Source organism: Vibrio sabulosilitoris (assembly GCF_055391395.1).
In genome coordinates, this window is sequence record NZ_AP029599.1 from 135,992 (window position 1) to 156,016 (window position 20,025).

Annotated in this window: 17 protein-coding genes; 9 read left to right on the forward strand and 8 right to left on the reverse strand. The window is 50.6% G+C overall.

Annotation, left to right across the window (positions count from 1 at the left end; all coding sequences use genetic code 11):
- Positions 1–2: 2 nt before the first annotated feature.
- The 6 genes from astA to ACZ5R2_RS00845 all read right to left on the reverse strand — a co-directional run bounded on the left by astA (position 3) and on the right by ACZ5R2_RS00845 (position 6,298).
- Positions 3–1,022, reverse strand: a complete 1,020-nt coding sequence (astA, locus tag ACZ5R2_RS00820) for an arginine N-succinyltransferase (protein WP_464900377.1) — start codon at positions 1,020–1,022, stop codon at positions 3–5.
- 60 nt (positions 1,023–1,082) lie between these two features.
- Complete coding sequence (locus ACZ5R2_RS00825; protein ID WP_464900378.1) at positions 1,083–2,300, reverse strand: aspartate aminotransferase family protein; 1,218 nt, start codon at positions 2,298–2,300, stop codon at positions 1,083–1,085.
- 493 nt (positions 2,301–2,793) lie between these two features.
- Positions 2,794–3,372 (reverse strand): aminodeoxychorismate/anthranilate synthase component II, encoded by a 579-nt coding sequence (locus tag ACZ5R2_RS00830; protein ID WP_464900379.1) that lies wholly within the window; start codon positions 3,370–3,372, stop codon positions 2,794–2,796.
- Between the two features lie 122 nt (positions 3,373–3,494).
- The gene (pfkA, locus tag ACZ5R2_RS00835) at positions 3,495–4,457 is read right to left on the reverse strand and encodes a 6-phosphofructokinase (protein ID WP_464900380.1); all 963 of its coding nucleotides are present in this window, start codon (positions 4,455–4,457) and stop codon (positions 3,495–3,497) included.
- Positions 4,458–4,737: 280 nt separating this feature from the next.
- Positions 4,738–5,646, reverse strand: a complete 909-nt coding sequence (gene fieF, locus ACZ5R2_RS00840) for a CDF family cation-efflux transporter FieF (RefSeq protein ID WP_464900381.1) — start codon at positions 5,644–5,646, stop codon at positions 4,738–4,740.
- A gap of 130 nt (positions 5,647–5,776) precedes the next feature.
- The gene (locus ACZ5R2_RS00845; protein ID WP_464902398.1) at positions 5,777–6,298 is read right to left on the reverse strand and encodes a CpxP family protein; all 522 of its coding nucleotides are present in this window, start codon (positions 6,296–6,298) and stop codon (positions 5,777–5,779) included.
- Between the two features lie 178 nt (positions 6,299–6,476).
- Here ACZ5R2_RS00845 and ACZ5R2_RS00850 point away from each other — a divergent pair, with 178 nt between their 5' ends.
- From ACZ5R2_RS00850 to ACZ5R2_RS00860, 3 genes are all read left to right on the forward strand, one after another.
- Positions 6,477–7,172: a response regulator gene (locus ACZ5R2_RS00850; protein WP_464900382.1), complete on the forward strand. Its 696-nt coding sequence runs from the start codon at positions 6,477–6,479 to the stop codon at positions 7,170–7,172.
- Positions 7,169–8,545 carry an envelope stress sensor histidine kinase CpxA gene (gene cpxA, locus ACZ5R2_RS00855; protein ID WP_464900383.1) on the forward strand — a complete coding sequence of 459 codons (1,377 nt, stop codon included), beginning with the start codon at positions 7,169–7,171 and terminating at the stop codon, positions 8,543–8,545. The genes ACZ5R2_RS00850 and cpxA overlap by 4 nt, the downstream gene beginning before the upstream one ends.
- 99 nt (positions 8,546–8,644) lie before the next feature.
- Positions 8,645–9,121, forward strand: coding sequence for a tRNA (cytidine(34)-2'-O)-methyltransferase (locus tag ACZ5R2_RS00860; RefSeq protein ID WP_464900384.1), 477 nt, complete (start codon positions 8,645–8,647; stop codon positions 9,119–9,121).
- 200 nt (positions 9,122–9,321) lie between these two features.
- On the opposite strand, the gene ACZ5R2_RS00865 is transcribed toward ACZ5R2_RS00860, so the two are convergent.
- Positions 9,322–9,858, reverse strand: coding sequence for an FxsA family protein (locus tag ACZ5R2_RS00865; protein ID WP_464900385.1), 537 nt, complete (start codon positions 9,856–9,858; stop codon positions 9,322–9,324).
- Positions 9,859–10,265: 407 nt separating this feature from the next.
- Here ACZ5R2_RS00865 and aspA point away from each other — a divergent pair, with 407 nt between their 5' ends.
- The 4 genes from aspA to ACZ5R2_RS00885 all read left to right on the forward strand — a co-directional run bounded on the left by aspA (position 10,266) and on the right by ACZ5R2_RS00885 (position 15,860).
- On the forward strand, positions 10,266–11,717 hold the full coding sequence (gene aspA, locus ACZ5R2_RS00870; RefSeq protein ID WP_464900386.1) for an aspartate ammonia-lyase: 1,452 nt from the start codon (positions 10,266–10,268) through the stop codon (positions 11,715–11,717).
- Positions 11,718–11,866: 149 nt separating this feature from the next.
- Positions 11,867–13,186 carry an anaerobic C4-dicarboxylate transporter family protein gene (locus ACZ5R2_RS00875; protein ID WP_464900387.1) on the forward strand — a complete coding sequence of 440 codons (1,320 nt, stop codon included), beginning with the start codon at positions 11,867–11,869 and terminating at the stop codon, positions 13,184–13,186.
- 145 nt (positions 13,187–13,331) lie between these two features.
- Positions 13,332–15,131 (forward strand): protein-disulfide reductase DsbD, encoded by a 1,800-nt coding sequence (locus tag ACZ5R2_RS00880; RefSeq protein ID WP_464902399.1) that lies wholly within the window; start codon positions 13,332–13,334, stop codon positions 15,129–15,131.
- Between the two features lie 99 nt (positions 15,132–15,230).
- Complete coding sequence (locus ACZ5R2_RS00885) at positions 15,231–15,860, forward strand: response regulator (protein WP_438460561.1); 630 nt, start codon at positions 15,231–15,233, stop codon at positions 15,858–15,860.
- A gap of 31 nt (positions 15,861–15,891) precedes the next feature.
- Here ACZ5R2_RS00885 and ACZ5R2_RS00890 read toward each other — a convergent pair whose 3' ends face one another.
- Entirely contained in the window at positions 15,892–17,616 is a 1,725-nt protein-coding gene (locus ACZ5R2_RS00890; RefSeq protein ID WP_464900388.1) for a potassium/proton antiporter, read from the reverse strand.
- 327 nt (positions 17,617–17,943) lie between these two features.
- On the opposite strand from ACZ5R2_RS00890, the gene ACZ5R2_RS00895 reads away from it, so the two are divergent.
- Both ACZ5R2_RS00895 and ACZ5R2_RS00900 read left to right on the forward strand, forming a co-directional pair.
- Positions 17,944–18,207 carry a DUF4212 domain-containing protein gene (locus ACZ5R2_RS00895; RefSeq protein WP_464900389.1) on the forward strand — a complete coding sequence of 88 codons (264 nt, stop codon included), beginning with the start codon at positions 17,944–17,946 and terminating at the stop codon, positions 18,205–18,207.
- A gap of 12 nt (positions 18,208–18,219) precedes the next feature.
- On the forward strand, positions 18,220–19,947 hold the full coding sequence (locus ACZ5R2_RS00900; protein WP_464900390.1) for a sodium:solute symporter family protein: 1,728 nt from the start codon (positions 18,220–18,222) through the stop codon (positions 19,945–19,947).
- Positions 19,948–20,025: the final 78 nt, after the last annotated feature.

Consider the following 20,025-nt stretch of genomic DNA (forward strand, 5'->3'; position numbering starts at 1 on the left):
GTTTATTGTGCGTGCATGCGAACCTTATCACCCTCCAAAACGCGTAGCGCATCAGCGACTTGCGCGGTGAGGATCACTCGGCCTTCATCGGCATCGAACGCCGCCTTAGCCGCTGTGGCGCGGAAATCGCTAAAGCTAGTATTGGCAATCAAATAGTCTTGTGAACAGCTATGCTCGGCAATATGCACCGTGGCTTTAAAAGAGTTACGCACGGTTTGGATGTGTTGCACATCGCACTCCACCGTCGGTCCCGCATCGAAAATGTCGACATAATTACGACAGGTAAACCCCTCTTTCTCGAGCAGGCGTAGCGCGGGGCGAGTATCATCGTGTACCTGTCCTATAACGGCTTGCGCCTCTTTACTTAACAGGTTGATGTAAATGGGGAGCTTGGGCATCAGGTCGGCAATAAAACCCTTCTTACCAATCCCAGTCAGGTAATCTGCTAGGGTAAAATCAATCGAGAAGAAATGCTCTTGCAGCCATTGCCAAAACGGCGAATTGCCCTCATGATCGGACACGCCGCGCATCTCGGCAAAGATGGTGTTAGAAAAGCGCTGTGGATGCTCAGCCATCATCAGAAAACGGGCTTTGGACATCAGTCGCCCATTGAGCCCATGGCGAAAGCTTGGGCGCAGAAACAGGGTACAGATCTCAGAGCAGCCGGTATAGTTATTACCCAGGGTTAATAGCTTGACCACATTGTTGACACCAAGCTTGGGTGAGGAGTGCACCACAGTGCTGATGTGATAAGAGTAGAAGGGCACATCCCAACCGATAGCAGCCTCGATACCGGTGCAACCCGCCACCTCTCCGGTCTCGCTATCGACCCCGACCATCAGGTAGCCCTCGTCCGAGGGCTCTCTCACATCCGACTTAGCAAAGCTATATTCAGAATGGGTGATGCGGTTAGTCAACAGCTCTTGATTGACCGGTAGTGAAGTGAACCCATGCCCAGATTCGACTGCACAGGTGTGCAGGTCTTGATAATCCGCCATGGTAATTGGACGAACAACAAGCATAGGTATTCCTCCGTAAACGATGAGATTGCGGCGGCAGCTCCCGACCACCGCATTAGCCAGCTAGTCGGTGACAAGGCTCTCCAACGCCTTATCGAGACACGCTAAGCCAGTATCAAGCTCTTCTTTGCTGATTACTAGAGAAGGGGTAAAGCGCACCACGTTGGCCCCTGCGACTAGAACCATCAGCCCCTGTTCGCCCGCCGCGACCAAGACGTCTCGCGCGCGTCCCTGCCACTGCTCATTCAAGGCCGCGCCCAGCAGTAACCCCTTACCGCGTACTTCAGAGAACATGTGATATTTCTGGTTGAGTTTCTCAAGTCCCTCACGCAGCCACAACTCTCGCTGCTTCACGCCCGCCAGTACCTCTGGTTGGCTGACAAGATTCACCACGGCTTGCGCCACTGCACACGCGAGCGGGTTACCACCATAGGTTGAACCGTGGGTACCCACTGTCATGTGAGCCGCCAGTTTTTCCGTGGTCAGCATCGCGCCGATAGGAAAACCGCCGCCAAGTGACTTGGCAGTACTGAGAATATCAGGCGTGATCCCAAGCCCTTGGTATGCATAGAAATCGCCAGTACGGCCATTACCGGTTTGCACCTCATCAAAGATCAGCAATGCGTTGTGCTTATCACACAGCTCCCGCACCGCCTGCACAAATTCTGGAGTTGGTGGCACGATCCCACCCTCACCTTGTAACGGCTCCATCATCACGGCACAGGTGCGATCAGAAATGTGCGCCTGCAAGGCATCCACATCGTTATAGGGCAAGTGAGTCACATCACCAGGTTTAGGACCAAAGCCATCGGAGTATGATGCCTGACCACCGACAGTAACCGTAAAGAAGGTGCGGCCATGAAAGCCTTGATCAAATGCGATGATCTCCGTTTTTTCGGCACCATAGACATCTGCAGCATAGCGACGAGCCAGCTTGAGTGCAGCCTCATTGGCCTCAGCGCCAGAGTTGGCAAAAAAGACCTTATCGGCAAAGCTTAGCTCTGTCAGTTGCTTAGCCAGTTGCAACGCAGGCTCATTGGTCATCACATTACTCAAGTGCCACAGCTTGTTGCCCTGCTCTTGCAAAGCTTCAACCATCACTGGATGGCAGTGGCCAAGACAGCTCACCGCAATCCCACCGGCAAAATCGATGTATTCATTACCTTGCTGATCCCAGACACGTGCCCCCTGCCCCTTGACAGGAATCATCTCCATCGGGCTATAACAAGGCACCATCACCTGATCAAAGTCTTTGCGTTCTACGTTGTGTTCCATTGTCATCGCACATTCCTTTTCGATACCGCATGCGCCTGGCTTGCGCAACAAACACCTAGTAGTGAGCATGTTCTCTATTTACAACCAAGTGTGTTAGAGATCACCGATCACAGGGTATTTTGTATTGCATTTGACCTATGCTGCATTGTATTTACATTTAATTAACTTTTTCAATAGAGGATCGTTCTGAAGTTAACTAGCCTAATAATGACCAACCCACACTAAATGAATAAAAAATCATAACAATCACATTATTATACAACAACGAAATCTAATCAACTGAATAAGATAGTTAATACGTAGGCGATTATAGTGACTAAAATAGTGAAGATGATTAAATAGGCCTACCTGCCACCATAGCTATGCTGGCGAAAAATATGCATGAATATGCGAGATTGAGGATTAGCAACTAACAGCAAACGCACAGCGAATAGAATTGCAACTGTTTCTCATCACTGCCAAGGCGAATGATTGTTATTAATAGTGATCAATGTCTCATTTATGAGCGAAGAAAGTTCGCCAGCAGCTCGTGACCCTGCTCGGTTTTGATCGATTCTGGATGAAACTGAACCGCATGAATAGGCAGTGTCTTGTGCCGATACCCCATGATCTCATCCATGCTACCATCTGCAAGCGTGGTCCACGCCGTTATCTCGAAGCAATCAGGCAGGCTGTCAGCTTTAACCACCAACGAGTGGTACCGTGTTACGGTTAATGGATTATTCAACTGGTGAAAAACACTGTCATCACGATGGACGATCGCAGACGTTTTGCCATGCATCACTTGGCGAGCACGTACCACCTCCCCCCCAAATGCTTGTGCAATCGCCTGATGACCAAGACACACGCCCAAAATTGGCAATTTACCCGCAAAATGACCAATCGCCTCAAGAGAGATCCCCGCCTCATTGGGTGTACAGGGACCTGGCGAGATCACGAGGTGTGTCGGTGCCATCTGCTCGATTTGAGCAATGCTAATCTCATCATTTCTGACCACCTGAACCTCGGCTCCCAATTCACAAAAGTACTGATAAAGGTTAAAGGTAAAGGAATCATAGTTGTCGATAATGAGTAACATGCAAAGCCAAACGAGTTATACAGGAGGTTTCAGGGCGGTATTGTCCTATCTCACCACGGAAAGGCAAGAAAAAAACGCAGGCCAAGGCCTGCGTTTGCAAATTATCAAGCGAAAGAGCTGGCCTAGAACAGCTCTTCTGCAACTTGGAACAGATCTTCACGAGTTGGGTTACTCATGTTCTCGATACAGTCGATGATATCGTGGTGCACCAGCGCTTCTTTCTGGATGCCCACACAGCGACCACCGTGGCCTTCCATCAATAGGTGAACCGCATAGTTACCCATTCGTGACGCCAACACTCGGTCGAACGCTGCTGGACGGCCGCCGCGCTGGATGTGACCCAGCACAGTTGCGCGGGTCTCGCGCCCTGTTGCCTGCTCAATCTCTTTCGCCAAATCATTCGCGTCCATCATCAGCTCCGTCAGAGCAATGATCGCGTGCTTTTTGCCTTTCTTGATGCCATCTTGAATGTTCTGGATCAGATTGTCTTTTTCCAAACCGGTTTCCGGTGTGATGATGTACTCACAGCCACCTGCGATTGCCGACATTAAGGTCAGATCGCCACAGTGACGCCCCATGATCTCAACGATTGAGATACGCTGGTGCGATGAAGAGGTATCGCGCAGGCGATCGATATTCTCGATAACCGTATTCAGAGCGGTTAGGTAACCGATGGTGTAATCCGTACCAGCGATGTCATTATCAATCGTGCCAGGTAGACCGATACATGGGTAACCCATCTCGGTTAGCTTCTTCGCCCCCATGTAAGAGCCGTCACCACCGATAACCACTAGCGCATCAATGCCATGCTCTTTGAGGTTTTCAATCGCCTTTTCGCGAACTTCAACTTCTTTAAACTCAGGGAAACGCGCCGAGCCTAAGAAGGTTCCGCCACGGTTGATAACGTCTGATACGCTCGAGCGATCCAGTTTCTTAATTCGGTTCTCATATAGACCTAGGTAACCGTCGTAAACGCCGTATACCTCAAGATCTTTAGAAAGTGCAGTACGAACCACGCCGCGAACCGCCGCGTTCATGCCTGGTGCGTCACCGCCACTTGTCAAAACACCGATCTTCTTAATCATGCTTACCCTCGACTTTTGGGAATATTATTCAAAATAATGGTGTAACCACTGATAACCATCCAAGTCTCAGTGACTACCGGATTCTTTTTGTATTGATTTTTATACCGCTCGGTTGCAAGTTAATGACTAGCGAGAAACCAACTTACCCCTGACGGTGTTATTTTAGTTCGTAAAATTATTACAGATTTAGCTACCTTGTGGATTGATTCGCGTCAGAAATGTGAAATCTGTCCGTAGATATTATACGAATCTCATTTTTCGGCCACCTCATCCTCTCGCTCTACCACCCCTTGGCTTTTTGCTCTCTTTCTGTGGTAACCACCACAGAAAACGGATCTTGGTGGATAATCACATCCGACTCAGGAAACAAGGTGAGGATCCTCTCCTCAACTCGATCGGAGATCTCGTGTGCCTCGATAAGTGGCATTGTGTCCTCCAACTCCAAATGTAGCTGAATAAAGCGCGTTGGGCCTGACATTCGAGTGCGTACCTGGTGAATACCAAGCACGCCAGGCTCCTTACGACACTCGGCATGGATCTGCTCAATCTCACTATCAGGCAGTTTTCTATCTAGCAGGGTTTGAGTCGCCTCCCGCACCATTTTAAAGGCACTGACGAGAATAAAGACCCCAATACCAATCGCGAAAATTGCATCCGCCTGAGTAAAGCCGAACCAACTCAGCCCCAACGCCAACATAATGGCGGCGTTCATATACAGGTCGGTTTGATAGTGAAGGGAGTCAGCGGCAATGGCCTGACTGCCAGTTTTATCGACCACGTACTTTTGAAAACGCACCAAAGCCAGAGTAATCAGCATGGCAAACAGGCTGACATAGACGCCAAGCTCGGGTGAATTCAATTCATGTGGTCTAAAGAAGCGATCAATACCATTGAGGATCAAGAAACAGGCAGAGCCAGAGATAAACATCGCCTGCGCCAAAGCTGCCAGCGATTCCGCCTTACCGTGACCAAAAGTATGCTCACGATCAGCAGGTTGCAGCGCGTAACGCACTACCAAGAGATTGACTAGGGAAGCTGCGATATCAAGCAGGGAATCGATCAGTGAAGCCAGTAAGCTCACCGAACCGGTCAGCCACCAGACGATGACTTTTACGATAAGGAGAAATGTAGCAACTAGGGTCGCTGCATAAGCGGCCGAGGTGACAAGCCGGGCGTACTCTTTTTTCATTATCCATAACTGGTGTCTAAATCCTGAGTGGATTATACCTATTATTGACCACAGAGCGACGAAAAAATGGCCAACCTATTCGGAATAAGTTGGCCGTATCGGAAACAAGTTGTGCTACATACTGAGAGTACTAGCTGCGAGACTTATTGCCGCGCTGTTGTTTTTTCTGCATTTTTTCCTGGCATTTCTCCATGCGAGCCTCTTTGGCTTCGAACAGTTGTTCACGCTGCTCTACGGTGAGGATCTGCAGCATCTCATGCTGTTTTTCCAACATCTTAACGCGGCGCTCGGTTTGCTTCTCTACCATAGTCGAGGCAAGCTCTTCCGCCGTTGCTTGGTCAAAGCTGTCGCTTAGCATTAGGGCTTTCACCTTAGCTTTTTCAGCATCACGCTGAGCTTTCACCTCTTCGCGATTGTCCTTACGCTCGCTTCGCTCAGCCTTGTTAGCTTCACGCAGCTCAGCAAATTTGGCCTTTTGCTCTTCAGTCAAATCAAGCTGTTTCCACGCCACGCGTCCAGCATTACATTTGCCCATTCCACCGTTTCCGTGTCCATGTCCGCCCTGTGGACCGCCAAATGCCCATGCGCTTGCAGCGCTAAGTGATAAAGGAATAACCGCCGCAGCCATCAACCATTTGTTTACTTTTTTCATCATCAAGCCCTCATCTCTGTTAATCAGTCACGCCTTTGCGCTTGAGTTAAGATTACTGCCTGGTTCGTAAAGCAACGTTTAGCCAACGTAAAGATTGGTAAATGCATCGTAAAGCGCTCAACACCTGGGGGTATTTATCAGTAAACTTAAAACGTCTCCAATACCAAGAGTGTGCTTTATGAACCATATCCTGATCATCGACGACGATACTGAACTCACTGCGCTGCTGACTGAAGTACTCAGTTTCGAAGGTTTTCAAATCAGCGAGGCCAATGATGGTGAAGCCGGTTTGGCTGCACTTGATCACAGCGTCGACCTGATTTTGATGGATGTCATGATGCCCAAACTCAATGGTATTGAAACTCTTAAGCGACTGCGCGCAGATTGGGATACGCCAGTGTTAATGCTGACCGCCAAAGGGGAAGAGATTGATCGCGTTATTGGGCTTGAGCTTGGCGCCGATGATTATTTGCCTAAGCCATTTAGCGACCGCGAACTGCTGGCCCGGATCAAGGCGATATTACGTCGCACCGCTAGCGACGAGAACAAAAAGGCTGGCAATAGAGACGCTCATCGCTACCTCAACCTGACGACTTATCCAGGAAAACAAGAGGCCTATATGGGCGAAGAGTTACTCGATCTCACCACCACTGAGTTCGCCCTGCTCGACTATTTCCTCCAGTCTCCTGGCGAGGTCCTAACCAAGGAAGCGCTCAGTCTCGAAGTGTTAGGCAAGCGCCTAGCCGCCTTTGATCGCGCGGTGGATATGCATGTTTCAAATTTGCGTAAAAAGCTCGCTCAGGCGGGCGATGGGCAGACCTTGATCAAAACCCTGCGCGGTCGTGGCTACATGCTGGTTGAGGGCGATGCATGAGATTACCCAAGTTTCGCAGCCTGTATGGGCGCATCTTTGCTATCTTCTGGTTCACCATCATGTTGGTGGTTCTGGCCGCGCTCTCTTTGCCTCACCTCGACCCACGCAAGGCGCGAGATGTCTCTGCCGAGCATAACCAGCGCCTGACGGAACTGGCTCAAGGCCTTGAAAAACATCATCGCTCAAGCAAGAACATTAATCAGGTGATTGACGCAATCAATCATCAACTCGAGCAATCGCGTGGTCGCCGGCCTTCGGTTTACCTCACCGACTTGGAGGGCAATATCCTGACTGAGGGGGAGAAGTCGAACTTTAAGCGCAAGGTGCTCAAAAACTTTGTCTCATCATCCGAGGACCCTACGACCCCAAAGCAGCAGTTATACGGCCAATGGATGCTATCAGGACCGATGGAGGTCACGCTGGTTGAGCAGCCAATGTTGATGTACGTTGGTTTTCGCTCCAATCAACCCTCACCGGTGTTGCTGCGATTGTTTGATAAGCCGGTTCAGTTGATGATGGTGATGATGTTAGTCAGCACCCCACTGCTGTTGTGGCTTGCCTGGGCACTCAGTCAGCCTGCAAGGCGCCTTGAGCTTGCTGCCAAACGGGTCGCAAAGGGAGAGTTTGTCGAAGACCCCAAGCTTGAGCAGGGCACCAGCGAGTTTCAGGCCGCCGGTCAAAGCTTCAACCAGATGGTGCAAGCGGTAAACTCGATGATGTCAGGTCAGCAGCACCTGCTATCTGATATCTCGCATGAGTTGCGCTCGCCACTGACTCGTCTGCGTATGGCTTCTGCACTGGCGCAGCGCAAGCAAGGAGAGAGCAGTGAGCTGACCCGCATCGATACTGAGGCACAAAGGCTCGAGCAGATGATCGCTGAGCTTCTGTCGCTATCTCGAATGCAGATGGACTCTCACTTAAGCCGTGAGCAGCAGCCCTTATCGAGCTTATGGGAGGCGCTGCTTGACGATGCCGAATTCGAGGCCCAGCAGCTCGGTAAACAGCTCACCTATACCCCGATCCCTGAGCGCAGTATCTCAGGCAGCCCAAAGCTGTTGATCAGTGCATTTGAGAACATTGTTCGCAATGCCATTCGTTACGCTGATCATCATATTCAAGTGGTGTTTTTAGTCAGCGATGATCTGATCACTATCAAAGTCGATGACGACGGCGACGGCGTGCCGGATGAGCAACTTGACCAAATATTCCGCCCCTTCTATCGCGTCTCGACCGCGCGAGATCGAGATTCTGGAGGGACTGGATTGGGCTTGGCCATCACTGAAAGTGCCATTCGTCAGCACAGCGGGACGATTAAGGCGAGTCGCAGCGAATTAGGTGGCCTTGCGATGACCATGACGCTGCCGCTATCCTAATCAACCTTGCGAGCAAAAGCCCGCCAGTGCTATGCTGCATGCAGCCGACAAGGGGTCACTCCCTTGTCATCCCTTCATCCAAAGCAAAGTCTCAATAATATGTTTGATATTGCGCTCTACGAGCCAGAAATTGCGCCAAATACCGGTAACATTATTAGATTGTCGGCCAACTGTGGTGCCAACCTCCACCTTATTGAACCACTGGGTTTCGACCTTGAAGAAAAGAAGGTGCGCCGCGCTGGGCTCGATTATCACGACCTCGCTCGAGTCACTCGCCATAAGAGCCTGCCAGCGTTTATCGAATACCTCGAACAGCGCGAACAAGAATATCGTCTGTTTGCGTGCACGACCAAAACAACCGGTCATCACGTTGACGCGAGCTACCAACGTGGCGACGTGCTGCTGTTTGGTCCCGAGTCACGCGGCCTGCCAGCAGATGTCATTGAAAGCCTGCCAATGGAGCAACGCATTCGCATCCCAATGATGCCCGAAGCCCGCAGCCTAAACCTATCCAATGCGGTCGCGATTATTGCGTTTGAAGCTTGGCGCCAGATGGGGTTTGAGGGCGCCATTTGAGAGGCGAGATTCGGGAGGCGAGAAGCGAGAAGTTTTCGAGCGCGTGGCTATGACATCGCACACCTTGTCAACGGGAAAAATGACGCGACTATAGTGACGCTCCCCCTCGACTCTCGCAGCAACGCGATCCCGCTTCTCGACTCTGCTATCTAAAACGAAAAAAAACCGCATTAAGCGGCTTTTATTCGTTTTAGACAGTATTAATGCAGGCGATTATTCTTATCGTTCTCATCATCCTTGCGCTCAAACTCACCCTCGAAGGTGTTGCCCTGCTCATCTCTGTTATGCTCAAACGGGTTGTGAGCCGATGGATCTTGCGAATCGAATGGCCCTTGGCCAAAGCCGCCGCCAAATCCGGAGGAGTGAAAATGGCCGGATTGTTTGACCACGACCTTGGTCATCAGGTATTGAGCAAGCGCTGCGCGAGGAGCAGGCAGCAGCACGATCATCCCCATCGCATCGGTCATAAATCCGGGCGTGAGCAACAGCACACCACACACCGCGAGCATGACCCCTTCAAGGATCTGCTGAGCAGGCAGTTCACCTTTTTCAAGACGCGACTGCACTGAAAGGACCGTCTGGATACCTTGAGAGCGCACCAGTGAGGCGCCGACAAGCGCGGTCAGCAACACCAAACCAATCGTTGGCCAAAGGCCTAGCACCCCACCAACTTGAACAAACAGCGCGATCTCAATGATCGGTACAAAAATAAAAGCAAGTAGTAAAATAGGAAACACAATTCCTCCTCGGTTGACCCTCCAACCCAAACATCAGACAGTCACTTGGGTATAAGTGCTTGGGTTTAAGTGTAAGACACTTCATCTCGCAGGGCGGTAATCTTATTGGTTAGTTATAACACTCTGGTCTAGAGACCAAGAAATCAAGTCTAACCCGCCGACTAAGGCCTAATATCTTGTTTTTAGTCAAGCAAGATATCAATAAGTGCCCTCTTGCCAGAGAAAAAACAACAAAGACAAAAAATAGTGATCAAAACTGCTGCTCTTATGCGATTGTTTCAGTATCATTAGCGGGCGGAAATTGAGGAGTGATTTCCAGCCACTTATTCTGCCAAAGGGATTTTTGTACAGCGGAGTTGGCTAACAATAGTACGAGTTGTTAGAACAATAATCTGAGGATCCCGGACATGGCTAAGACAAATAGTTTCGATAATCTCGCTCAACCAGCCACCCGTGTCGAAGAAGATCTCCTGGGACAACGCCATGTCCCCGCAGACGCTTACTATGGCATTCACACCCTGCGTGCCATTGAAAACTTCAATATTTCTGACGTCACCATCTCTGACGTGCCTGAGTTCGTTAAAGGCATGGTGATGACCAAAAAAGCCGCCGCTCTAGCCAACAAAGAGCTAGGCGTGATCCCAAGCGATGTGGCCGATGCCATCATCCAAGCCTGTGACAGCATGATTGACACTGGCAAGTGCATGGATCAGTTCCCATCGGATGTTTTCCAAGGTGGTGCTGGCACTTCGGTCAACATGAACACCAATGAGGTGATCGCCAACCTGGCCCTTGAACTGATGGGTAAACCAAAGGGCGACTACCATGTGGTGAACCCAAACGATCACGTCAACAAGAGCCAATCCACCAACTGTGCCTACCCGACCGGTTTTCGTATCGCGGTGTACAACAGCGTGCGTCAGGTAATTGACGCCATTGAATACCTAAAAGGCGCCTTCGACAACAAGAGCGAAGAGTTCAAAAACATCCTTAAGATGGGCCGCACCCAGCTTCAAGATGCTGTGCCAATGACTGTCGGTCAAGAGTTTCACGCTTGGTCAGTCACCCTGAATGAAGAGATCCGTAACCTAGAGTACACCTCTAAGCTACTGCTTGAGATCAACCTTGGCGCTACCGCGATCGGTACTGGTCTTAATGCGGCACAAGGTTACCAAGATCTGGCGATCAAGCACCTTGCTAATGTGACAGGCCTTGATGTCGTCGCTGCAGAAGACCTGATTGAGGCGACCTCAGACTGTGGCGCATACGTGATGACCCACGGCGCGCTCAAGCGTTTAGCTGTCAAACTATCAAAGATCTGTAACGACCTACGCCTACTCTCTTCTGGCCCTCGTGCTGGTCTTAATGAGCTTAACCTGCCAGAGCTGCAAGCAGGCTCATCCATCATGCCAGCCAAGGTTAACCCGGTTGTCCCAGAGGTGGTCAATCAGGTGTGCTTTAAAGTGATGGGCAACGACACCACTATCTCGTTTGCTGCTGAGGGTGGTCAGCTGCAGCTCAACGTGATGGAGCCGGTGATTGCCCAAAGCATGTTTGAGTCGCTGTCAATCTTGACCAATGCATGTATCAACCTGCGCGATAAGTGCGTCAGCGGTATCACGGTCAACAAAGAAGTGTGCGAGAGCTACGTCTACAATTCGATTGGTATCGTCACCTACCTCAACCCATACATCGGTCACCATGAAGGTGACATCGTGGGTAAGATCTGTGCAGAAACAGGCAAGAGTGTGCGTGAGGTGGTACTCGAGCGTGGACTGCTCACCGCAGACGAGCTGGATGATATTCTCTCAGTCGAGAACTTTATGCAGCCGACCTATAAGGCCAAGCGCTATCAATAATTCTTTACAGGCTTCCATTGGAAGCCTGTTTTGTACCCAGGTATGTCGATTTTTTGCCGTTCAGAAAAATCGCCAACCACAATAATAAAAAATAAGCAGCAACTTAGCTCGCCCTACAACAACTATGCAACACAACACAGGAGTTAAACATGTTCTTTATTGAGTTTGCCGTGGTACTACTATGTATCCTAATCGGTGCTCGCCTTGGTGGTATTGGTCTTGGTGTGATGGGAGGTATTGGTCTTGCCGTTTTGACCTTTGTCTTCGGTCTTGAGCCATCCAGTCCACCGATTGACGTTATGCTGATGATCATGGCCGTGGTCGCAGCAGCCGCTGCTATGCAAGCATCGGGCGGTCTAAACTACATGATCAAGATTGCGTCCAAGATCCTACGCAAGAACCCAAAACACATCACCTTTATTGCGCCAATGGTGACTTATTTCTTCACTATGATGGCCGGTACGGGTCACGTTGCTTACTCGGTGCTCCCCGTGATCGCTGAGGTCAGCCGTCGCAGCGGCGTACGCCCATCTCGCCCACTGGGTATGGCGGTTATTGCCTCTCAGTTTGCTATTGTAGCCAGCCCAATTGCCGCAGCCGTTGTTGCATTGGTGGCCTTCCTTGAGCCACAGGGCATCACTCTGGGCACCGTATTGTCTGTGACTATCCCTGCAACCTTCTTTGGCTTGGCAACGGCGTGTCTTATTGTCAACAAGCTCGGCAAAGAGCTGAAAGACGACCCTGAGTACCAACGCCGCCTGCAAGACCCACAATATCGCGCAGAGATGGAAGGCTCAGACAGCCAAGCCCCAGAAGAGATCGAGGTGACGCCGCAAGCGAAAAAATCAGTTGGCCTGTTCCTCTTTGGTGCTTTGGTGGTAGTTCTTATGGGCGCTATGCCGTCACTGCGTCCAGAATTTAATGGCTCCCCAATGGGCATGGCGCACACAATTGAGATCGTGATGCTCTCTGTTGCCGCGCTCATCATCCTGATCTGTAAGCCTGACAGCATGGCGATCACGCAGGGCTCAGTATTCCACGCCGGTACACGTGCTATCGTGGCGATCTTCGGTATCGCATGGCTAGGTAACACCCTGGTGGGTGGTCACGGAGACTTGGTCAAAGAAACGGTCTCTGGCCTGGTTGAGTTCGCACCATGGACCTTTGCCTTTGCTCTGTTTGCTCTTTCAGTCATGGTCAACAGCCAAGGCGCGACAACAGCCGTACTGGTACCGGTCGCAATCACCATTGGCCTGCCGCCAGAGATCATCATTGCCACCTTCGTGGCCGTCAATGGCTACTTCTTTATTCCAAACTACGGTCCAATCATTGCCTCAATCGATTTTGATACCACAGGCACCACCAAGATTGGTCAGTACATCTTTAACCACAGCTTTATGGCTCCAGGCTTGATCAGTATGTTCTTTAGCATCCTGTACGGCCTACTGATTGCTAGCGTGATGGTTTAATCATCTATCTTTAAGCAAACACCCACCACGCCTTGGTGGGTGTTTTTGTTTCTGGCGTCGACAACTTGTTTGAAACTAAATTGCTCGTGCCACGGTCTGATGAGTTACTATACAATTATTCACACTAGAAGAACGATACAAGATGATGCGCGCTGTAGTTTCCCTGTTTGTTTTAAGCCTGAGCCTTATCAGTCCCACCAGCTGGGCGCTTTTTTCTGATAACAGCTCATCACCACTCAGCTTTGGCTCGAGCACCTCGCGTTTTTTACCGGTTGACGAGGCGTTTCCGCTCAATACCTTTCAGCAGGGTGAGCGACTGTTTATCGATTGGCAAGTTGCTGATGGTTACTACCTGTATCAAGACCGGATAAGAGTCACGACCGAAGGCGCGACACTCGCACCCTATCAATTACGCCCTGGTGAGCCATACTATGATGAGTTCTTTGGTGATGTGAATATCTACACCACACCACTGTTTGTTGAGTTGAATCTCAGTAATTATCAACCCGATGCGCGAGCTATCATAGAGTTCCAAGGCTGCGCTAAGTCTGGTTTCTGTTATCCCCCTGAGATACGAGAAATTGACCTAGCAGCGTTTAGCAGTACAAACAATGCAGCCCCAAGTACTGATGTGAGTGACTCAGTCCAAGCATCTACTGCACCGACTCCAACAACACCAATCAACAACAGTGAAAGCCTAGCCAAGACCTTGGCGGATAACTGGTGGACACCGCTGTTGTTTTTGCTTTTAGGCGTGGGGCTTGCTTTTACGCCCTGTGTGCTGCCGATGTACCCAATTTTGACCAGTATTGTCCTAGGGCAAGGTCAGATCTCTGCTCGCCGTGCACTTGGGCTCTCTCTGATCTATGTACAAGGCATGGCGCTAACTTATACCTTGCTCGGCCTACTGGTTGCCTCTGCTGGCATGCAATTTCAGGCTGCAATGCAACACCCTGCTGTACTGATAACACTTAGCGTGCTGTTTGTGGGTCTTTCGTTGTCGATGTTTGGCGTTTATACCCTCCAATTGCCAGCCAGTGTACAGACTTGGTTAAATAATCTCAGTAATCGCCAGCAAGGGGGCAGCACAACTGGCGTTTTCGCTATGGGGGCTATCTCCGGACTGGTTTGCTCACCGTGCACCACAGCGCCCTTATCTGGTGCTCTGTTATACGTGGCGCAAAGCGGCGACCTTATCACTGGGGCGACTGCACTGTATGCGCTCGCACTTGGTATGGGTATCCCGCTCATTTTAGTTGCTGTCTTTGGTAATAAACTGCTACCAAAAGCTGGCGAGTGGATGGATACGGTTAAGATTGTCTTCGGCTTTGTTTTGCTTGCTGCCCCTATCCTGCTGCTAGAGCGTATCCTGCCGGAGTTGTGGGTTGCCCTATTGTGGACGTTACTTGGCCTCACGACATTTGGCTGGCTCTACCGCCTAAAAAACCGCTTACCGTTTGGCTCCTGGAAACAGAGCACGATTGGTATTGTCGCCGTGTTAGGCATGGTAGCAGCTCTGCAGCCTAGTCTTAACCATTGGCTATCCAAAGACAGTGTCCATGCCTCACCTCTGGTCGAGTTTGTCAGAATTGAAAGCGTGGAAGAGCTTGAGCAACAACTGGCACTGGCCAAAGCCAATCAACAACCGGTGATGCTGGACTTTTATGCGGACTGGTGCGTGGCGTGTAAAGAGTTTGAGAAGTACACCTTTCATGCCAGCGAGGTCGAGCCAGAGCTTGGCAAGTTTGTATTGCTACAAGCCGATGTCACGCGTAATCGCGCCCAAGATATTGCCCTGCTTCAGCACCTGCAGGTGCTAGGTCTGCCAACGATTGATTTTTGGAATGGGCAGGGTGAGCGTGTTTCACAGGCACGCTTAACTGGCTTTGTCGCCGCCGAACCATTCTTGCTCCATATTCAACATATCTCCCAATTAGAACAATAAAAAACGATTAAGCTCAGAGTTTTAGTGGATAAGGATTGTCCACTTTAACTTTCACATCAATAATTAATCATGTCCCAACCGCAATCATTTTGGAGTGTCATGGAGTCGACGTATACCATCATCATTGCTGATGATCACCCTTTGTTTCGCAACGCGCTGTTTCAATCAATCCATATGGCAATCGGTGGTGTTACTCTGCTCGAGGCCGATTCGCTCGATGCGCTGTTGAGTGTCTTGGACAAAGAGAGTGAGCCAGATCTATTGCTGCTGGATCTCAAGATGCCGGGCGCCAATGGCATGTCGGGCCTTATCCAGCTGCGCGCTGAATATCCTGAACTGCCCATTGTGGTCGTCTCAGCCAGCGAAGAGCCAGCGGTTGTTACTCAGGTCAAAAGCCACGGCGCCTACGGTTTTATTCCCAAATCCAGCGATATGCGCACCTTAGTGGCAGCGCTCAATCAGGTGTTAGCCGGTGAGCCCTATTTCCCGGCAGAGCTGATCACCAATGCGGCCGCTTGCGCCGATCTGGCGGAGAAAATTGCTACCCTGACCCCACAGCAATACAAGGTACTCGGCATGCTGTCTGATGGCCTGCTTAACAAGCAGATTGCTTACGAGCTGAATGTCTCTGAGGCGACTATCAAGGCGCACATGACGGCTATCTTTCGTAAGCTCGAGGTCAAGAACCGCACCCAAGCTGTGATCTTATTGCAAGAGCTACAAGGCTAAACGCGACCGCGACTGGGGCGTTCCAAAACAACTAGCCACTGTCTGGCAGGCCTAGTCCTAGCTTGGTCACTTGATGATCATGGGTCTCAGCAACCACCCAGTGTAGGCCTTGCCAATCAAAACTGTCCCCCAATACAGGGTGAGCACCTAAATAACGAGTGGCGAGCTGCTGTAAGGTTTGCTCCCCCTCAGCCTCTGGCACTTCGATACCATAATAACTAATCACATCTTTGACTCGGATATCCACATCCAAGAAGAAATCACCAAAGAAGCGTTTGCTGCCCTCATTCGCGGGTGCCTCACTAAACAGTGCACTTAGCGCGGGTAGATCCTTATTCTGGCCAAGCACACACAGCACATCATTGGCTTCTAGAACTGTGCTGCCAGAAGGGTGTAAAAGCTGATCATCACGAAACATAGCTGAAATTCGCGTACCCTGGGGCATGGTTAGGCGATGCAGAGGCTCCCCGACGCACCATTTGTCTTTATTGAGCTTATACACGAACAGCTCCCACTCACTGGCGCGGAAGATCTCAACCCCACTGCGCGAGACTGGAGTCGGCTTCGGCGGCAAAGTCACCTCGGCAAATCGCGCCGCATGCATCAAGGTGCCCCCTTGCACCAGCAGCGAAACCATAACGACAAAAAAGGCGATGTTGAAGTACAGCTGGGCATTGGGCAGACCGGCCATCATTGGAAACACCGCTAAAATAATCGGTACCGCCCCGCGCAACCCTACCCAAGCAAGGAACTTACGCTCTGGCAGGGTAAAGCTGCGAAACGGCAGCAACCCCACCCACACCGCAATCGGTCTGGCAAACAAGATCATACTAAACGCCAATACCAGTGCGGGGAGCATGATATCCAGTAGTGTCGAGGGGGTGACCAACAAACCCAGCACCAGGAACATTACGATTTGGCTGAGCCAGGTCATGCCATCGAGCACATTGAGGATCGAGTAGCGAAAGCTGGTTGGTTTATTACCGATCAGCAGGCCCACCAGGTAGATGGATAAAATCCCACTCCCACCAAGCTTGTTTGATAGCGCAAACAGCGCCACCCCGCCGCCAAGCACCAACACCGAGTACAGCCCCTCTGGCAACTCCACTCGGTTGACTAAACTCCACAGCAGCCACCCACCGCCAAGCCCAACTAAAGCGCCGACGCCAAACTGCATGCCAAAGCTAGAGAGCAAGAAAGACAAACCAAAATCCGCCTCTGGATTAGCCAGTATCGCAATCAAGGTCACGGTCAAAAACACCGCCATCGGGTCATTGGTACCAGACTCGATCTCAAGGGTTGAGCCGACGCGCTCGTTAAGGCTCTGGCCTTTGAGCAAGGAGAACACCGCCGCCGCATCGGTCGAGCCGACGATTGCCCCAACCAAGATCCCCTGGAGCAAACTTAAGTCAAACAACCAAGCCGCCAACAGCCCGGTGATGGTCGAGGTCACCGCGACCCCGATCGTCGCCAGTGACAGTGCTGGCCAAAAGGCCACTTTAAAACTCGAGACCTTAGTGCGCATGCCACCATCGAGCAAGATGATAGCGAGCGCGAGGTTACTCACTAAATAGGTTAAAGAAAAATTGTCAAACACAATCTGGCCGGGGCCATCTTCGCCAGCGAGCATGCCAACGATCAAAAAGATCAGAAGGATAGGAATGCCTAACTTAGACGATGCCCGGCTAAGCACCACACTCACTACGATTAGAATAGCGCCTGTTAAAAACAGGTTATCGATCACATTGACGTCCAATCCTCTCCCCCCGACTTATCGATTTTAATTACCTTTAATAATAACAAACAATTTTTAATGGCTTTTCGCTATATCAAGCCTCGAAACATCCTCTAACACCTTAGCCCGATCACGCTAAAAATAGGTTAACACGACGCAATATCATTCGACTTTTGGCTAATCTCACCGCGCTTTTGTCGCGAAATTTGTTATTAAATGCAGTCAATTAGGCACCAATTTTCGACAAATAATCATCGCTTTGCCGACTAAAGTTGAACGGAGAGACTTGAGTTAGCTTGCTAGGCTGTTTCTGAAACATCCAATTAACAACAGCATAAGGAGATGGCAATGGCTTTCGAAACTCAAGAACGTGCCAAGGCCTATTGGGACAAAAACGTCAAGCTGATGACCAGCCTGATGGTGGTGTGGTTCGTGGTCTCGTTTGGCTGCGGAATCATCTTTGTTGACTTCCTCAATCAGTTTCAAATTGGTGGATACAAGTTGGGCTTCTGGTTTGCGCAGCAAGGCTCCATCTACACCTTCCTAGTGATCATTTTTTTCTATGCGTGGAAGATGCGTCAGATCGACCGCGAATTTAATGTTGATGAGTAAGGAGCCACTCAGATGGACTTGAAGACTATTACCTACTTGGTTGTTGGTGCAACCTTTCTGCTCTATATCGGTATTGCAATTTGGGCTCGCGCGGGTTCAACCAAGGAGTTTTATGTCGCCGGTGGTGGTGTTAACCCGATTGCAAACGGTATGGCAACCGCGGCTGACTGGATGTCAGCAGCCTCATTTATCTCAATGGCCGGGTTAATCGCATTTATGGGTTACGGCGGCTCAGTCTTTTTGATGGGCTGGACGGGCGGCTATGTATTACTTGCGTTACTCCTCGCTCCTTACCTACGTAAATTTGGTAAGTTCACCGTGCCGGAGTTTGTCGGTGAGCGTTTCTACTCTAACGCCGCGCGTGTGGTCGCGGTGGCGTGTTTGATTATCGCATCAGTCACCTACGTCATCGGTCAGATGAAAGGGGTTGGGGTCGCCTTTGGCCGCTTCCTTGAGGTGGATTACGCCACAGGACTCGGCATTGGTATGTGTATCGTGTTTATCTATGCCGTGCTTGGCGGTATGAAAGGCATCACCTACACGCAGATTGCTCAATATTGCGTACTCATTCTTGCTTACACTATTCCCGCAATTTTTATCTCTCTGCAACTTACCGGCCACCCTCTACCTCAAATAGGCCTTGGCAGCACCATGGCTGGCACCGATGTTTACCTGCTCGATCGGCTTGACCAGGTCGTTACTGAGCTCGGCTTTACAGAGTACACCACAGCGGTGCGGGGCGATACGCTGAACATGTTCGTCTACACCATGTCTTTGATGATTGGTACCGCGGGTCTGCCACACGTGATCATCCGTTTCTTTACTGTACCGAAAGTACGTGATGCACGTACCTCAGCTGGTTGGGCACTGGTGTTTATCGCGATCCTTTATACCACTGCGCCAGCAGTGGCTGCGATGGCTCGCCTTAACCTGATGGATACCGTCAACCCTGCGCCTGGACAGCATCTGGTCTATGACGAGCGACCTGACTGGTTTAGAAATTGGGAAACAACTGGACTGTTAGGCTTTGATGACAAGAATGGCGATGGTCAAATCCAATACACTTCCAGCGCAGAAACCAATGAACTTAAAGTCGATAATGACATTATGGTACTGGCCAACCCTGAGATTGCTAAGTTGCCTAACTGGGTGATTGCCCTGGTTGCTGCAGGTGGCCTTGCTGCCGCACTATCGACCGCTGCAGGACTCTTGCTCGCGATTTCATCGGCGATATCACATGACTTGATAAAAGGGGTGATAAACCCGAGGATCTCAGAGAAAAATGAGCTGCTCGCCAGTCGCATATCGATGGCTGTCGCTATCGGGGTCGCGGGCTACCTTGGCCTCAACCCACCCGGCTTTGCCGCAGGTACAGTAGCGCTCGCCTTTGGTCTTGCCGCCTCATCGATATTCCCGGCCTTGATGATGGGTATCTTTAGCAAGACCATCAATAAAGAGGGCGCGATTGCCGGTATGATCGCGGGTATCAGCATCACCTTGTTCTATGTATTCCAACACAAGGGGATTTTGTTTATCGCCGATTGGACCTATCTAGAGAGCTGGGGCAGTAACTGGTTCTTGGGTATTGAGCCGAACGCCTTCGGTGCGATTGGGGCTCTGTTTAACTTTATCGTTGCCTTCGCAGTATCACGCGTCACCGCGGAAACGCCGCAAGAGGTCAAAGACTTGGTTGAGCACGTACGAGTTCCAGCTGGCGCAGGTGAGGCCACCTCGCACTAATCTGTGTCAAGCGCACAAAAGCCCCTGCGGGGGCTTTTCATTTTGTACTCACAGAGTAATTTAGAGATTGAGGCTCGC

Bases quoted from the DNA above. Each gene is read 5' to 3' on its own strand.
- astA (WP_464900377.1), bottom strand. From the start codon at position 1,022: ATGCTTGTTGTTCGTCCAATTACCATGGCGGATTATCAAGACCTGCAC.
- ACZ5R2_RS00825 (WP_464900378.1), bottom strand. From the start codon at position 2,300: ATGACAATGGAACACAACGTAGAACGCAAAGACTTTGATCAGGTGATG.
- ACZ5R2_RS00830 (WP_464900379.1), bottom strand. From the start codon at position 3,372: ATGTTACTCATTATCGACAACTATGATTCCTTTACCTTTAACCTTTAT.
- pfkA (WP_464900380.1), bottom strand. From the start codon at position 4,457: ATGATTAAGAAGATCGGTGTTTTGACAAGTGGCGGTGACGCACCAGGC.
- fieF (WP_464900381.1), bottom strand. From the start codon at position 5,646: ATGAAAAAAGAGTACGCCCGGCTTGTCACCTCGGCCGCTTATGCAGCG.
- ACZ5R2_RS00845 (WP_464902398.1), bottom strand. From the start codon at position 6,298: ATGAAAAAAGTAAACAAATGGTTGATGGCTGCGGCGGTTATTCCTTTA.
- ACZ5R2_RS00850 (WP_464900382.1), top strand. From the start codon at position 6,477: ATGAACCATATCCTGATCATCGACGACGATACTGAACTCACTGCGCTG.
- cpxA (WP_464900383.1), top strand. From the start codon at position 7,169: ATGAGATTACCCAAGTTTCGCAGCCTGTATGGGCGCATCTTTGCTATC.
- ACZ5R2_RS00860 (WP_464900384.1), top strand. From the start codon at position 8,645: ATGTTTGATATTGCGCTCTACGAGCCAGAAATTGCGCCAAATACCGGT.
- aspA (WP_464900386.1), top strand. From the start codon at position 10,266: ATGGCTAAGACAAATAGTTTCGATAATCTCGCTCAACCAGCCACCCGT.
- ACZ5R2_RS00875 (WP_464900387.1), top strand. From the start codon at position 11,867: ATGTTCTTTATTGAGTTTGCCGTGGTACTACTATGTATCCTAATCGGT.
- ACZ5R2_RS00880 (WP_464902399.1), top strand. From the start codon at position 13,332: ATGCGCGCTGTAGTTTCCCTGTTTGTTTTAAGCCTGAGCCTTATCAGT.
- ACZ5R2_RS00885 (WP_438460561.1), top strand. From the start codon at position 15,231: ATGGAGTCGACGTATACCATCATCATTGCTGATGATCACCCTTTGTTT.
- ACZ5R2_RS00895 (WP_464900389.1), top strand. From the start codon at position 17,944: ATGGCTTTCGAAACTCAAGAACGTGCCAAGGCCTATTGGGACAAAAAC.
- ACZ5R2_RS00900 (WP_464900390.1), top strand. From the start codon at position 18,220: ATGGACTTGAAGACTATTACCTACTTGGTTGTTGGTGCAACCTTTCTG.